This window comes from Sphingobium sp. B1D7B (genome assembly GCF_025961965.1).
In the GTDB taxonomy this organism is placed as follows: Bacteria; Pseudomonadota; Alphaproteobacteria; order Sphingomonadales; family Sphingomonadaceae; genus Sphingobium.
In genome coordinates, this window is sequence record NZ_JAOQOR010000001.1 from 1,281,361 (window position 1) to 1,297,538 (window position 16,178).

Genomic DNA, 16,178 nt, shown 5'->3' on the forward strand with positions numbered 1-16,178 from the left:
AACACCGGAGCCCGGATGGCGGCTTTTTTTCGTTTTGGAGCAAGGCACATGGACTTCCAGGATTATCGGGGCGGAGGGGCAGCACCGGAGGCGGGACCATCGGAAGGGGCATCGGGCGGCAGCGCTGCGCCGCGCGAACATCTGGTGGTGATCGGCAATGGCATGGCCGGTTGCCGCGCCGTCGAGGAACTGCTGGCGCGCGATGCCGGGCGCTACCGCGTCACCATCTTCGGCGCCGAGCCGCATGTGAACTATAACCGCATCATGCTCTCCCCTGTGCTGGCCGGGGAAAAGAGCTTTGACGAGATCGTCATCAATACGGCCGACTGGTATCGGGAGAACGGCATCGATCTGATCGTGAGCGATCCGGTCACCGCTATCGATCGTGCCGCGCGCACCGTCACCAGCCGTTCGGGCCGGATCGTCGCTTATGACCGCCTGCTCATCGCCACCGGATCGGACCCGTTCATCATCCCCGTACCCGGGTATGACTTGCCCGGCGTCATCAGCTTCCGCGACATGAAGGATGTCGACACGATGGTCGCCGCAGCCGATGCCAAAAATAACGGGGGTGGCGGCGAGGCCATCGTGATCGGTGGCGGTCTGCTCGGGCTGGAGGCCGCGCACGGGCTTTCCTTGCGCGGCATGAAGGTGACGGTTCTGCACCTGCCCGGCACGCTCATGGAGCGCCAGCTCGATGAAGCCGCGGGCTGGCTGCTCAAGACGGCGTTGGAGGCGCGCGGGCAGACCATCCTCACCGGTGCCGATACCGCTGAAGTCTTTGGGCAGGGCAAGGTCGAGGGCGTGCGCCTGAAAGATGGCCGCGAGATCCCCGCGAGCCTCGTCGTCATGGCCGTCGGCATCCGCCCCTCGGTGGCGCTGGCGCGCGAGGCCGGTTTGGAGGTCGGGCGCGGCATCAAGGTGGACGATCACATGGTCACCTCGGACCCCGCGATTCTCGCGGTCGGCGAGTGCGTGGAGCATGACGGGCAGGTCTATGGCCTCGTTGCGCCCTTGTGGGACATGTGCCGCAGCCTTGCGGACGGTCTCATCGGCAAGGCGAACCCCTATCGCGGTTCGGTCACCTCCACCAAGCTCAAGGTCTCGGGCATCGACGTCTTCTCCGCGGGCGACTTCTCCGGCGCGGGCGCGGGCTGCGAGGACATCGTGCTGCGCGATGCCAGCCGGGGTGTCTACAAGCGCCTCGTGCTGCAGGATGACCGTATCGTCGGCGCGGTACTCTATGGCGATACGGCGGATGGCAGCTGGTATTTCGACCTTCTCAAGAAGGGGGAGAGCATCGCGGACCTGCGCGATCTGCTGATCTTCGGCCAGGCCTTCGCCTCCGGGGGTGGGCAGGCGGACCCTAAGGCGGCCGTTGCGGCGCTCTCGGACGATGCCGAGATTTGCGGCTGCAACGGCGTGTCCAAGGGCCAGGTCGTCTCCTGCATCGCCAAGGGCGCCCACAGCCTCGATGCGGTGCGCGCGACCTGCAAGGCCTCGGCCAGCTGCGGCTCCTGCACGGGCCTCGTCGAGACATTGCTGGCGATCACGCTGGGCGATGATGTCCAGTCCGGTCCCAAGACGATGTGCAAATGCACCAGCTTCACGCATAACGATGTGCGGCGGGAGATCGTCGCGCAGGGCATGCGGTCGATCCCCGAGGTGATGCAGAAGCTGCACTGGGGCACGCCGGATGGCTGCGCCTCCTGCCGTCCCGCGCTCAATTATTATCTGCTCTGCGCCCTACCGGGTGACTATGTGGACGACCAGCAGAGCCGCTTCGTCAACGAGCGCCTCCATGCCAACATCCAGAAGGACGGCACCTATTCCGTCGTGCCGCGCATGTGGGGCGGCCTCACCAATCCGCGCGAGCTGCGCGCCATCGCCGATGTGGTCGAGAAATATGAGGCGCCGATGGTCAAGGTCACCGGCGGCCAGCGGCTCGACATCTTCGGCATCAAGAAGGAGGATCTGCCCGCCGTCTGGGCCGATCTCAATGCCGCCGGCATGGTCTCGGGCCATGCCTATGGCAAGGCGCTGCGCACGGTGAAGACTTGCGTGGGCAGCGAGTGGTGCCGCTTCGGCACGCAGGATTCCACCGGGCTTGGCGTGCGGCTGGAGAAGATGAGCTGGGGCTCGTGGATGCCCCACAAGTTCAAGATCGCCGTCTCCGGTTGCCCCCGCAATTGCGCGGAAGCGACCATCAAGGACTTTGGCGTGGTCTGCGTGGACTCGGGCTATGAGCTGCATGTCGCAGGCAATGGCGGAATCCATGTGCGCGCCACGGACCTCCTCTGCCGCGTCTCCACCGAGCAGCAGGTGCTCGATTATTGCGCGGCCTACATCCAGCTCTACCGCGAGGAAGCCCGCTATCTGGAGCGCACCGCGCCTTGGGTCGAGCGGGTCGGCATCGATTATGTGAAGCAGCGCATCGTCGAGGACGAAGTGGGGCGCGAGGCCCTGTGCGCGCGTTTCCTCTATTCGCAGAGCTTCAGTCAGGACGATCCCTGGGCGGCCCGCGCTGAGGGCGGCGAGCGCGAGCAGCACGCGCATATGGCGCAGTTCAAACCCGTCAAAGCGGAGGAAATGGCATGATCGGCGATTGGCTCGACATCGGCTGGGTGAACGAGATTCCCGTGCGCGGCAGCCGCACCGTCACCGTGGATGGCGCGGGGGAGATCGCCGTGTTCCGCACCGGGGACGACAAGGTCTTTGCCCTGCGCAACCGCTGCCCGCACAAGGGCGGCCCGCTCAGCCAGGGCATCGTCCATGGCCACAGCGTCGCCTGCCCGCTGCACAACTGGAACATCGCGCTGGCGACCGGCGAGGCGCAGGGCGAGGACAAGGGCTGCACGCCGACGATTCCGGTGAAGGTCGATGGCGGTCGGGTGCTGATCTGCCGTACCGGCACGCTGCAGGCGGCGGCGTGATGGGGGCGATTGCTTCTCCCTCTCCCCTTCAGGGGAGAGGGCCGGGGAGAGGGGGATTGCGTCGTTGACCCCCGCCAATCCCAGTTCCCCTCTCCCAACCCTCTCCCCTGAAGGGGAGAGGGCTAACATCCGCACCACCTGCGCGTATTGCGGCGTTGGCTGCGGCATTCTCGCGACGCCCATCGGCCCGCGCAGCATGGCGATCAAAGGCGATCCCGATCACCCGGCCAATCGCGGGCGGCTGTGCTCCAAGGGCACGCATCTGGGCGAGACGGTCGGGCTGGAGGGCCGTCTGCTCCACCCGATGATCGGCGCCAAGCGGGCCGGCTGGGACAAGGCGCTCGATCTCGTGGCCCGCCGCTTCCGCGAGACCATTGCCCGCCATGGGCCGGACAGCGTCGCCTTTTATGTCTCCGGCCAGTTGCTCACCGAGGATTATTACGTCGCCAACAAGCTGATGAAGGGGTTCATCGGCTCGGCGAACATCGACACCAATTCGCGCCTGTGCATGTCCAGCGCGGTCGCCGGTCATCAGCGCGCGTTCGGCGAGGATATCGTGCCCGCCAGCTATGACGATCTCGATGCGGCCGACCTGATCGTGCTCGTCGGCTCGAATACCGCATGGTGCCACCCCATCGTCTATCAGCGGATCATGGCTGCGAGGGCCGAGCGCGGCACGAAAATCATCGTCATCGATCCGCGCCGCACCGAGACGTGCGAGGATGCCGACCTGCATCTTGCGCTCAAGCCCGGCACGGATGTGGCGTTGATGAACGGCCTGCTCGCGCATTGCCGGCGCGAAGGGCTGGTGGATGCGGCGTTTCTCGCCGATCACGTCGCCGCGCCGGAGGCTTTCTGGGAAGCGCTTGAGCGCGACCATGATCTGTGGAGCATCGCAAAGACCTGCGACCTTCCCCCTGCCGATCTCCAGCGCTTCTACGACCATTTTGCGGCCACGCCGCGCACCGTCACCCTGTTCAGCCAGGGCATCAACCAGTCGATCCGCGGCACCGATCAGGTCAACGCGATCCTCAATGTCCATCTCGGCACCGGCCGCATCGGCAAGCCGGGCGCGGCGCCCTTCTCGATCACCGGTCAGCCCAACGCCATGGGCGGCCGCGAGGTCGGCGGGCTGGCGACGACGCTGGCCGCGCATCGCAGTTTTGGCGAGGAGGACGTGGCGGAGGTGGGGCGCTTCTGGGCCGCCGAGCGCATGGCGACCAAGCCGGGCCTCAAGGCAGTGGACATGTTCCGCGCCATTGCGGAAGGGCGCATCAAGGCACTGTGGGTGATGGCGACCAATCCCGCCGTCTCGCTGCCGGATGCCGCCCGCGTGCGCGAGGCGCTGGAGACTTGCCCGTTCGTCGTCGTCTCGGACGTGATGGCCGATACCGATACCACCCGCTTCGCCCATGTGCGCCTGCCCGCCGCTGCGTGGGGGGAGAAGGATGGCACCGTCACCAACAGCGAGCGGCGCGTCAGCCGCCAGCGCGCGGTGCTGGCGCTGCCCGGCGAGGCGAAGCCGGACTGGTGGATCATCAAGGAAGTCGGCCGCCGCATGGGCTGGCGCACGGCCTTTGGCTATGCGCATCCGGCGGAAATCTGGCGCGAGCATGCCCGCTTGACCACCTATTGCAATGAGGGCGCCCGCCTGCTCAATCTGCGGGACAAGGTGGCGCTGGGTAATGCGGATTACGACGCGCTCGAGCCTTTCCAGTGGGGCGGCACGCCCTTTGCCGATGGGCGCTTCTCCACGCCGGACGGCAAGGCGCGGCTGGTGCCGGTCGTCCAGCGCGAGGCCGAGGCGCAGTTGCGCGACTGGCCGATGACGCTCAACACCGGGCGCTATAGGGACCAGTGGCACACGATGACGCGCACGGGCCTCAGCCCCAAACTCGCCCGCCATCGCGAGGAGCCGCAAGTTGAGGTGCATCCCGCCGATGCCGCGCGGTTGGGGCTGGAGGATCGCGCGCTGGCCCGCGTCATCACGCCGCAGGGAGAGAGCCTGTTCCGCGTCGCACATATGCCTGGCCAGCGCCGGGGCGAGGTGTTCACGCCGATCCACTGGACCGATTGCCAGTCCACCGGCGGGCGCACCGGCTTGCTTGCGCGTCCGCTGGTCGATCCGCACAGTGGTCAGCCCGGCTTCAAGATGACGCCCGCTCGCATCGAGCCGGTCGCGGTCGACTGGCGCGGCTTCCTCATCCTCCACGGCTCGGCACTGAGCGCCCCCAAGGCACCGGATTGCCTCTGGGCGACGCGCATCGCCGTGCCCAATGGCGCGCTCTATGAGCTGGCCGGGGAGGGCGATCCCGCCGTGCTGGATGCGACCCTGCCCCGCGGTCAGCGCATCGAGGCGAGCGATCCCGCACGCGGCACGCGGCGCATCGCGATCCTGCAGGACGGGCGCCTCGCCGCCGTGCTGTTCGTCACCCGCGACGGCGACCTGCCGGCGCGCGACTGGCTCATCGGCCAGCTTGCCCAGCCGCAGGGGCCGCAGGTGCTCGCCGGGCGCGCGCCGGGCGCTCAGGTCGATCCCGGCCCGATCATCTGCGCCTGCTTCGGCGTGGGTCTCCACGCCATCGTCGCGGCCATTCGCGCGCGGGATCGCGTCGATGTCGCCGCTATCGGCGCGGCGCTCGGCGCCGGCACCAATTGCGGCTCCTGCCGCCCCGCCATTGCGCAGCTCATCGCTGCCGAAACGAAGGAGGCCGTTCATGGCTGAAGCATTTGCACCCGGCACTATCTGGCTCGTCGGTGCCGGGCCGGGCGATCCCGATCTGCTCACCCGCAAGGCGCTGCGCCTGCTCGAACAGGCCGATGTGGTGTTCTACGATGCGCTGGCCGGGCGAGACATTCTCGATCTTGCCCCGCAAGCCGAGCATGTCAGCGTCGGCAAGCGCTCAGGCCGCCACAGCAAGGATCAGGCGACGATCGACCAGCTGATCGTCGCGGCGGCACTGGCCGGACGGCGGGTGTTGCGCCTGAAGGGCGGGGATCCCTCGATCTTCGGCCGCTCGACAGAGGAGCTGACGGCCTGTGCCGCGCATGGCATCCCTGTCTACATCTGCCCCGGCATCACGGCTGCCAGCGCCGCGGCCGCCAGCGGCCTCGTCTCGCTTACGCTGCGCGGGTCGGCGCGGCAACTTACCTTCCTCACCGCCCATGCGCGCGGCAAGGAGCCGCTCGATGTCGATTGGTCACGCCTCGCGGCGGGCGAAGCGACGCTCGCCATCTATATGGGCCGCGACGCCGCGCCGGAAATTGCCCGCAACCTGATTGCCGCCGGACTGCCCCCGGAGACACCGGTCATGGTCGCCGTCAATGTCTCCCGCCCGGATGAGCGCCTGCTGCGCGGCCGGCTCGATGCGCTGGCCTTTCTCGTGCGCACCATCGGGCGCGACGATCCCACCCTGCTGCTGATCGGCGATGCGCTGCTGTGCCCGGGGAGCGAGCGCAAGCGCGCCGCGGCGTTGGCGCAGATAGGACAGGCTACCACGCAGGATTGATCTATCGCTCAGATAACAGGGTCGAAATGGCAGCGTCCTTTCGCAACAGGACGCTGTGTCAGGCGATTTTTCCTGATCTGAACTTAAACGATTGTGTAGCGTAACCAATGTCCAGACGCTTGATTTCTCAGGTGTCTGAGGGCGCAGTATCTTCAAAGTTTATGCGCTGCTGAATTTTGGTAGCGATGCAATCACGACGCCCGCCTTGCTTTCACCTTGCAATTGCAGAAAATGAGTTCCAACGAACTCCCGCATGCCAGTGGATTAAATAGCTGGCAGGCGGCCAAATCCTCCATAAGGACTGCATCAGATGTTTAGAAGACTGTCGCTTGAGACGGCTCTGAAATCGATCGGTACCTGCATTGGGGAGCATGCCATCATCGCAATAGTCTTAGCCGGCCTTAGCTGGCCGGCTTCACTTTTGGCGGCTCCAACTCCGACTCCGACGGCACCTGTTGAATCGGTCAGACTTTTGCCGCGTACCGGGCCGTTCACGGTGACGATGGAGACGGTGCCGAGCTTGCCCAACCATGTCGTTTATCGCCCTGAGGGCGTCAAAGGCCGTATGCCGATCGTCGCCTGGGGGAATGGCGGCTGCGCGGCGGTGGGCAATCGCTACCGCAGGTTCCTGACGGATATCGCATCGCGGGGCTTTTTGGTGATTGCGGTCGGGCAGATCGGCGATGCGCGATACGAGACGGATCATGATGCCGAGCCCTACATGCCGACGGGCCCGATCGATTTCAACGCGCCTGGCCCTTCCGAATCCGTGGAACTGAGCAGGGCGATCGATTGGGCTGCGGCGGAGAGCCAGCGTCGCGGTAGTGCCTATTTCAAGCGGGTCGACACGCGCCATGTTGCGGTGATGGGCCATTCCTGTGGCGGGCTGCAGGCGCTGGCAGTGACAGTGGCCGATCCTCGGGTGACGACAGCGGTCATCCTCAACAGCGGGGTTTGGTCCACCGGGCCGGGCGGTCTGCCGGGTGCGCGCGTGACCAAAGCCGATCTGGCGCGAGTCAACGTGCCCATCGCCTATTTCAGCGGCGATCCGTCCGATGGCGCCCATGCGAACAGCAAGGATGATTTCAGCCGGTTGCGCTCGGTACCGGCGGTGTGGGCCTATCGCACGGGCGTGGGACATACCGCGCAATATTGGGCCCCGCAGGATGAAGACGAATATAGCCGGGTGACCGGCGCTTGGCTGCAATGGCAATTAAAGGGCGACAAGAAGGCGGCCCAGGTGTTCCGGGGCGCGGATTGTACGCTTTGCAGCGACAGTAAGTGGACGCTGGCGCGACATGATATTCCCTAGGCGGGACTGATCATCAGTCAGCGCTGATGGCTGCTATAGCGGCTTCTCGTATATGACGAGGAGCCGCTATTTTTTTATCCCGGTTCCACCTGGAAGGAGATCGATCCCGAGCATCCCGACCATCTGGCGTGATGGCTAAGAATGGCCGTCCCCGGGGGGCGCGAGGGCATCAGCCGAGCACACAGCCCCCGGGGCAGCCGGACTTGTTACACCATCGCCCAGTAAGTGAAGATGGATTGAGACTCGCGGCGGTCTGCCTTGCCGACGAAAATCGTGCGGCTCAGCCAGTCGTGCGGGCCAACCGGCGCATCGAAGCGCGGGGTGAGGCCCATATAATATTCGGAAGGATCGACCGGCTCATATTTGCGCATCCGTTCCAGCACCTCTTTGCTGCCATAGCGAACGCCGGTGTTGTGCAGCTCGATAATGGTGCCGTCATCGGCCTCGATCAGGTAGCGGGCGTCGAACCGCACCGTGTCGTCCGGTTTCACCGTCGGCCAATCGCCACCGCTGTGCGGGATGATCTTGCCGTTCAGCTTGGGGCCTTTCACGGTGCCGCCGAGAACACCAACATAGCCCCGATCCATGCCCCAGAAGGTCGGGCCGTAACGCAGGCGCTTGCCCAGCTCGATCTTGATTTCGAATGCGAATTCGAAGCTCGGCGGCGTCAGCGCCTTTCCGGTCATGTCGGAGATCTGCTGCTGCCGCGCGGCCGCTGCGCTCGTTTGGGCAGCGGCCATGGCCGGGAGTGCAGTGGCGACACCAGCAGCGCCGATGCCGGCAGACAACAAGCTGCGGCGCGAAAATGACTCATTACTCATATAGACTTCCTCTCTATCGCCCGAAGGCTCTCGCAGGCTGACGATGGGGATGCAGAAACATGGGTACCGCAGAATTGTCAGACCATAAACACCAGTCGAGGACCGGTGAGGCGGAGCTTGGTCGCAAAAAAACAGATCATTGGCAAGATTGGCGGTCTTGCTGATGGCATGATGGCTCCAATTTCGTACCCCTTTCCTGCATGGACAGCCGCGCACATCGGAAAACGGCTATTGAGCGCCCCGTATTCCGATCTTCTTAGAGCGTCACGAACGCGGGGACGCCCGGTTCCCGCCCCGCCGCGCCATCGCAAATCGGCTGAGAGTTCGTCGCGCCAGCGCTTTCTGCACGAGCGGCAAAGGCATAAATTCGCTGCATAATCTGACAGCTTGTATGCGCCATGCTGGCTTTCAGGCCGCAATCCGGCTAGCTGACGCTGCAAAACTCGGCGCAACCATGGGTGGGCAATGACAAAATCCGCAACGAACAAGGCGAGCCGCCGGCCGGTGCAGCTGAAGCGGCAGAAAACGAGCCTGCACCGTCGGATCGCGCACGATCTCGGCGTGGCGATCGTAACGGGCAAGCATCATCCCGGCGATATCCTCGCGACCGAGCTCAATGCCAGCGATGAGCTGAGCGTTTCCCGCAGTGCCTACCGTGAGGCGATCCGTGTGCTTGCCGCCAAGGGCCTGGTGGAGTCCCGCCAGCGCACCGGCACCGTTGTCATGCCCATCACGCGCTGGGCGTTGCTTGACCCGGATGTGATGGAGTGGATGTTCGAGGGCGGCGCCTCCACATCCGTGCTCGAGGGATTGGTCGAGATGCGGCTGATCATTGAGCCCGCAATTGCGAGCCTTGCGGCGCAGCGGCGCACGCTCCAGCAGATCGCGAGAATGCGCGAGGCTTTGCAGGATATGGAACGTTTTGGCCTGACCAGCGAAAAGGGACAGGCGGCGAACCGCCTGTTCTATGAGGTGCTGTTGCAGGCGACGGCCAATCCCCCGCTGGTCAATCTGGGCAACAGCCTTGGCACTTTTGTGCTGTGGTACACGGAATTTCAGGGCGGCAGCAGCACGCCGCGCGAAACCGTGCGCGAACATTGGGCGCTGTTTGATGCCGTCGCCGCGGGCGCAGCCGAGGAAGCATCCGCTGCCATGGAAGGCCTGATCCGCAGCACCTGACCTGCGACGCGGGCTACCGGGCTCTGCCAATCATAAAGCGCCCTGCCCCGTAGCACTCGCTATTGCGCAGTATATGCCATGAGCATTCTGTGTGGTTTTCCTCAAATTGTCTGTTTTTTTGTGGCCCCGTCCGCGCGATGTTGGTATCGGCGCCGGCGCGTCATGGCCAGACGATCGGCCGGACGGTGAATATTTATAGGGCTGAAGCATCTTAAGATGCTGAAAAGAGATAGATGTGAGGGGCTTGGGATGGCGGGCGGTCAGATAATCGGCGATTCGCTAGATGCGGACCAACTGCGGCGGATTAGCTCTGCCGGAGTCCTGTCATGACCGCTTTTCCTCAGACCATTCATTTCACGGGCCTTAATACGCCTGTTCGCACCGAAGCGTCTGTCCGCAACCTGCTGGTGGAAGGCGAGATCCCGTCCGAGATCGAAGGCGCCTTCTTTCGCGCCGTGCCGGATCCGGCCCACCCGCCGATGTTCGATGACGATCATATCCTGTCGGGAGACGGGATGATCGCGCGTTTCAAGTTCGACCATGGCGCTGTGGATTATGACATTCGCTATGTCGAAACCGCGCGTTATGCGGCCGAGCGCGAAGCCCGGCGCGCGCTGTTCGGCCAGTATCGCAATCCCTTTACCGATGACCCCAGCGTTGCGGGCGTTGATCGCACGGTCGCGAACACGACGCCGCTTTGGCATGCAGGTCGGCTGTTCATGACGAAGGAGGATGGCCGCGCCTATCGCGTGGATCCGACTACCCTGGACACGCTCGGTGCCTGGGATTTCGGCGGCGCCCTCAAATCGGAGACGATGACGGCCCATTCGCGGATCGATCCCGAGACCGGCGAATTGTTTTTCTTCGGCTATGAGGCCGATGGCCAATGTTCGCGGGCGATCGCCTATGGGATTGCGGATCGCGACGGCAACCTCGTTCGCGAGCAGTGGTTCGACCAGCCCTATGGCGGCATGATCCATGACTTTGCGATCACGAAGAGCCGCGCGATTTTCCCGATTTTTCCGACCACCACCGATCTTGAGCGGCTGCGCGCCGGCGGGCCGAAATGGGCCCATGAGCAGGACCTGACCTGCCGCGTTGGAATCATGCCGCGCGATGGCGATGTCGCTGCGATGCGCTGGTTCGAAGGCGCGGCTGGCGCGTCTGCTTTTCATATCATGAACGCGTTTGATGAAGGCGATCGGGTCCATCTCGATATCTTCGTATCCGACACGAACGCATTTCCGTTCATGCGCGAAGCGGGCGGAATCCAGCGCGGTCAGCAGGAGATCCGCGGTGCCTTCGAACGCTGGACGTTCGACCTCACCAAGGATGGCTCTTCCTACGAGGTGCGGCCGCTCGGCCCCCCGGGCGACATGCCGCGCATTCGCGATGCCGATACCGGCCTGCCGTACAGCTTCGGCTGGTATCTGACGGTCGATCCGAATGGGCCGCCTCCGCTGCCCGGCGGCCCGGTCGGCATGACCTTCAACATGCTTATCCGCATCGATGTGGCGCATGGCGGACTCGACGCACTCGCACTGCCGCCCGGTCACGCAATCAGCGAGCCCGTTCACGTGCCCTCGGCCGCGCCGGGGCATGACGGGTGGCTGCTTGCTGTGGTCGATCGCCAGGTCGGCGATCAGGCCTTCGCCTCGCAGCTTTGGGTCATCGATGCTGGCGCGGTCGGGGCGGGGCCGGTTGCCAAGGTGCATGTGCCGCTGCCCTTGCGCGCTCAGGTGCATGGCACATGGGTGCCAGCCACCCAACTGGCGCTGGCAAAGACCTGAAACCAAAGCAGTAATTCCGGGCGCCAGCGCGCCTTCTTTTTCATTCAGTTTTGCAATCGATTGAAATTCAATGGTTCGGCCCGCTCGTCGAGAGCGGTGCTTTTAGGAGGGAAAGAATGAAGACCATGAGCATCTGGCAAATCAACGGCGCGACCTGGTTGCGCAACTCCGTCGCGGTCGGCGCGATGGCAATCGCTTGTGCGGCACCCGCCTTCGCGCAGGAGGCGGCTCCGTCGACGGCACCCGTCAATCAGGCGGAACCGACCGCGCAGGCCGAGGACGGCATCAGCGAAATCGTCGTGACCGCGCAGTTCCGTGGCCAGAGCGCCCAGAAAACGCCGCTCGCGATCACGGCCTTGTCGGCTGAGACGATCGCCGCGCAGGGGCTGACCACCGTCAGCGATATCGCAGCCCAGGCCCCTAACGTCGTGCTCCAGCCGGCTCCCGCTGGCGCCGGTCCGTCGGTTCAGTCCTTCATTCGCGGCGTGGGCCAGGTGGACTTCAATCCCGCCGTGTCGCCCGGCGTCGGCACCTATATCGACGACGTCTATTACGGCACCATCGCTGGCGCGAACTTCGATCTGGTCGACCTTGATCGCATCGAGGTCCTGCGCGGTCCGCAGGGCACGTTGGCCGGGCAGAACTCGATCGGCGGCTCGGTGAAGCTGTATTCCAAGAAGCCGACCGGCAATGGCGGCGGGTTCATCTCGCTCTCTTACGGAAGCTACAATAACGTGCGCGTGAATGCGGCAGCGGACATGACGCTGGTGCCCGATCGCCTGTTCATGCGGATCACCGGCGTGACCGACCACAAGGATGGCTATGTCACGCGGTACGATTATGCCTGCACGCATCCGGGTACGCAGGTTCCGTCCTTCGCGCGCGATGCGAACTGCAAGCTCGGCACTGAAGGCGGGAAGGCCGTGGCAGCCGGGCGCGTCCAGCTGCGCTGGGTGCCCACTGATGCGCTCGAGGTCAACCTTGCCGCCGACTATGTCAGCGACAAGTCGGAAGGCACGCCGCAGACGCTGCTTTATGCCCGCAATGACAGCCTGACGCCCAAGAACAGCATCAATGGCGTCAGCATCGGCACCGCGACCGGCGCGTCGCAATTCATCAGCTATTCCCCGTTCGGGGCGTTCGCTGGCGACAGCTTCAGCACGAGCCCCTATACCAACTACGCGACCTATTGCGACCCGACCCCGAGCAGCCGCTCGGGCGCCTATTGCCTGGATTCAAGCTCGGCGACCAAGGGCGGCGGCGTCTCCCTGACGATCGACTACAAGCTTGCTGACAATGTCTCGTTCAAGTCGATCACAGCCTATCGCAAGCAGAAGATGGAGTTCTCGCAGGATAATGATGCGACGCCTGTCCCGCTGGCGCAGAGCTTCAATGCGCTGACCTATCGCGAGGTGACGCAGGAGCTGCGCGTCAATGCCAGCCTCATGCAGGATGCGGTTAATCTGACGCTCGGCGGCTTCTTCATGGATGAGTTTACTGCGCTGGATTCGCGCATCGACATCCCGCCCTTCGACTTCATCGGGCGGGATCGCGTGCCCGCGAAGACCTATGCCGTGTTCGGCAACGTCGACTGGAGCGTGACCGACAAGCTGCAGCTGATCGGCGGGCTGCGCTACTCGAAGCAGGAAAAGACCTTCAAGTTCGGCCGCCTCGGCGTGCCGGGCACGCAGCTCGGCGGCCATCCCGATGGCCCGCCCTATCTGCCCTGCCCCGAAGCGGGCGGGACGATCGTCAATGTGGCAGTCTGCCCGGTGAATGGCGCCTCGGGCACCTTCAAGGGCGACAATGTCGATTATCGCATCGCAGCGCAGTATCAGTGGACCCCCACGATCATGACCTATGCGTCGGTCGCGACCGGCTTCAAGGGCGGCGGCATCAACCCGCGGCCTTACAATATCTATCAGGTCATCCCGTTCGCGCCGGAAAAGCTGACCTCCTATGAGGTTGGCTTCAAGAGCGACCTGTTCGACCGCAAGCTGCGCGTCAACGGCAGCTTCTTCTATGGCAACTACACCGATCTCCAGCTCCCGGTCAGCGCGTGCCCGGCCAACCCGGCTTATCCGGATGTGCCTCTGGCAAGCTATGCACAGCCGTGCAGCGCACTGCTGAACGTCGGCAAGGCGGTGACCAAGGGCGGTGAACTGGAACTGACCGCTCGCCCGACCAGCAATCTCACGCTGCAAGCGGCGGTCGGCTACATCAACATCGGCTTCAAGTCGCTGCAGGCGACGGCGATCAGCGCCGGCACCACGCTGGACTCCAAGTTCCCGCTGATCTCCGACTGGAAGGGCAGCGCGAGCGCCCAGTATCGCATCGATACGGCCAATTTCGGCACTCTGACGCCACGGCTGGACATGACGTTCCAGTCCAGCTTCCAGACGTCGATCCCCAACACCACGTTCAACAAGGTGCCGGCCTATACGCTGCTCAATGCAGGCCTGACCTGGGATGCTCCGGGCGGCGATTGGCAGGTGATTGCGAACGTCATGAACCTGACGAACAAGCTTTATTACTACGCTTATCTGGATAACCGTGCGACCAATGGCACGGTGAACGGCTTCCCGGCCGCGCCTCGGCAGTGGCGCCTGACTGTGAAGCGTTCGTTCTGATGATCGGCGGCGGGGCGGTGGTTGCGATGCGATCTCTGCCCCGCCTCGAGAACCACAAGATGAAATAGGGTGGAGGCGGCAGGGTGAAAGTCGGTCGGAGAGCGATATTAACGGGCGGCGCCGCAATCGTCGCTGCCAGCACCCAGACCCCTCGCATGGCAGCCGCCGCTGCCGCTTCCCCGCGCACTGGCGGGCGGGCCGTATCCGCAGGCCGGGATATGGCACGCGTGGAAACGCAATCGGGGACGTTGGCCGGCTATCGGCAAGGCGACGTCCTGACCTTCAAGGGCGTTCCCTATGCAGATGACACGGCCGGGCCAAATCGCTTCCTGCCGCCACGTCCGCCCCGTCCGTGGTCGGGCGTACGCAGCGCACTGAGCTTCGGGCCGGTCTGTCCGCAAGATCGCGGATCGGGGCGGGCCAATGACGAAGAAGCGTTCATTTTTCAATGGAATGACAGCTACGAGCGCGAAGACTGCTTGCGGCTCGATATCTGGACGCGCGGCGATGCCGGTCGCCCCCGACCCGTGATGGTCTGGCTGCACGGCGGCGCGTTCATCGCCGGATCGGGCCATGACCTGCCCGCCTTCGACGGCCATAATCTGGCCGACCTGCACGACGTGGTGGTGGTCACGTTGAACCATCGGCTCAACGCGCTCGGGTTTCTCGATCTGTCGGCGTTCGATTCCGCCTTCGCGGACTCCGGCAATGTCGGCCTGCTCGACATCGTCGCCGCGCTGCAATGGGTGCGCGACAATATCGCAGCGTTCGGCGGCGATCCGGCGCGCGTCACGCTGTTTGGCCAGTCGGGCGGCGGACGCAAGGTTGCAGCGCTGATGGCCATGCCTCAGGCGCGCGGTCTGTTTCACCGGGCGATCGTCCAGAGCGGCTATGTCCCCACCGGCGTGACGGTAGACGAGGCTGCGAGCCTGGCCGCCGCAACGCTCGCTGAACTGGGCATTGCGAGGACGTCGGCGCGCGCCGTGCAGGATGTGCCCTATCCGCAATTGCTTGCGGCATCGAATGCGGCAGCGCGGCGGCTCAATCCCAAGCTTGCGGGAAGCCCCATCGATCCGCGAAATTTGCCGCGCTTCTCATTTGGGCCGGTTATCGGCGGGGCCACTCTTCCCGGCGGCGTGCTCTCCGATGGCGCACTGGCGAATTCCGCGCATGTGCCGCTGATCGTCGGCACCACGCTCAACGAATTCGCAACCGGCATCAACGACCCGGCGTTCGAGGCTTTATCGGCAGCGCAATTGCGGGAACGGGTCACCGGCCTGTTCGGCGATCGTGCGGACGGCATTATCGAGGCCTTCAAAGGTCGCACGCCGCACGCTTTGCCCTGTGACCTATGGTCCCGCATCGCGACCGCGCCGCTGCGCCTCAGCGCGATGGAGTTCGCCCGTCGCAAGGCCGCCATCGGCGGAGCAGGCGCATGGCTGTACCAGTTTGCACGCCCTGCGCCGGTGCTGGATGGCCGGCCACGCGCATTCCATTGTGCGGATATTCCCTACGCGTTCGCCAATGCCGAACGCTGCGCCACGATGACCGGAGGGGACGCGGTCGCGCTGAAGCTGTCCAATCTCATGGCCGGCGCCTGGACCCGATTTGCCGGGACCGGTGACCCCAACGGACCGGGTTTGCCGCGCTGGGCGGCTGCAAATCGGGACCGACCTGCGACCATGATCTACGACGATCAGACCCGGCTCGACACCGGCAGCGACCACGCCGAACTGGCAACCGTCGCGGCTGCCTTGCGTGACTGAGCAGTCGCGGGAATTCTCAAGGTGTCGCCGTGACGGGGCCGTCGGGAGCGAGTGCGAGACACTTGATCAATACTCTGGTTTTTAAGGTCGGTGCTCCCCGCGCAAAGCCGCTTTCGCCCAAAGATGGTAAAATCGTTCGCCGCTGGCGCAGATTATTGTCGTTTCACAACAAAGTGTTGCCTCGCCGTCCGATCTCTAACCGAGAGGGGATTGGCGGCACTTAAAAGTCCTACCTTTT

10 protein-coding genes are annotated in these 16,178 nt (G+C 64.5%); 9 read left to right on the forward strand and 1 reads right to left on the reverse strand.

Going from position 1 to position 16,178, the window contains the following annotated elements:
- The first annotated feature begins 48 nt into the window (after window positions 1–48).
- From nirB to M2336_RS05895, 5 genes are all read left to right on the forward strand, one after another.
- Window positions 49–2,598, forward strand: a complete 2,550-nt coding sequence (nirB, locus tag M2336_RS05875) for a nitrite reductase large subunit NirB (protein ID WP_264574323.1) — start codon at window positions 49–51, stop codon at window positions 2,596–2,598.
- The gene (nirD, locus tag M2336_RS05880; RefSeq protein ID WP_264574324.1) at window positions 2,595–2,933 is read left to right on the forward strand and encodes a nitrite reductase small subunit NirD; all 339 of its coding nucleotides are present in this window, start codon (window positions 2,595–2,597) and stop codon (window positions 2,931–2,933) included. The genes nirB and nirD overlap by 4 nt, the downstream gene beginning before the upstream one ends.
- A gap of 127 nt (window positions 2,934–3,060) precedes the next feature.
- Window positions 3,061–5,658 carry a nitrate reductase gene (locus tag M2336_RS05885; protein WP_264574966.1) on the forward strand — a complete coding sequence of 866 codons (2,598 nt, stop codon included), beginning with the start codon at window positions 3,061–3,063 and terminating at the stop codon, window positions 5,656–5,658.
- The gene (gene cobA, locus M2336_RS05890) at window positions 5,651–6,442 is read left to right on the forward strand and encodes a uroporphyrinogen-III C-methyltransferase (protein ID WP_264574325.1); all 792 of its coding nucleotides are present in this window, start codon (window positions 5,651–5,653) and stop codon (window positions 6,440–6,442) included. The genes M2336_RS05885 and cobA overlap by 8 nt, the downstream gene beginning before the upstream one ends.
- A 496-nt stretch (window positions 6,443–6,938) precedes the next feature.
- A complete protein-coding gene (locus tag M2336_RS05895; protein ID WP_264574326.1) occupies window positions 6,939–7,754 on the forward strand; it encodes a dienelactone hydrolase family protein in 816 nt (271 codons plus the stop codon).
- A gap of 206 nt (window positions 7,755–7,960) precedes the next feature.
- Here the strand turns inward: M2336_RS05895 and M2336_RS05900 are convergent, their stop codons facing one another.
- Window positions 7,961–8,575, reverse strand: a complete 615-nt coding sequence (locus tag M2336_RS05900) for a DUF3237 family protein (protein ID WP_264574327.1) — start codon at window positions 8,573–8,575, stop codon at window positions 7,961–7,963.
- 465 nt (window positions 8,576–9,040) lie between these two features.
- Between M2336_RS05900 and M2336_RS05905 the strand changes: the two genes are divergently transcribed.
- The 4 genes from M2336_RS05905 to M2336_RS05920 all read left to right on the forward strand — a co-directional run bounded on the left by M2336_RS05905 (window position 9,041) and on the right by M2336_RS05920 (window position 15,940).
- Entirely contained in the window at window positions 9,041–9,754 is a 714-nt protein-coding gene (locus M2336_RS05905; RefSeq protein ID WP_264574328.1) for a FadR/GntR family transcriptional regulator, read from the forward strand.
- A gap of 326 nt (window positions 9,755–10,080) precedes the next feature.
- Window positions 10,081–11,544: a carotenoid oxygenase family protein gene (locus M2336_RS05910; RefSeq protein ID WP_264574329.1), complete on the forward strand. Its 1,464-nt coding sequence runs from the start codon at window positions 10,081–10,083 to the stop codon at window positions 11,542–11,544.
- 116 nt (window positions 11,545–11,660) lie between these two features.
- On the forward strand, window positions 11,661–14,174 hold the full coding sequence (locus tag M2336_RS05915) for a TonB-dependent receptor (protein ID WP_264574330.1): 2,514 nt from the start codon (window positions 11,661–11,663) through the stop codon (window positions 14,172–14,174).
- Window positions 14,175–14,392: 218 nt separating this feature from the next.
- Window positions 14,393–15,940, forward strand: a complete 1,548-nt coding sequence (locus M2336_RS05920) for a carboxylesterase/lipase family protein (protein WP_264574331.1) — start codon at window positions 14,393–14,395, stop codon at window positions 15,938–15,940.
- Window positions 15,941–16,178: the final 238 nt, after the last annotated feature.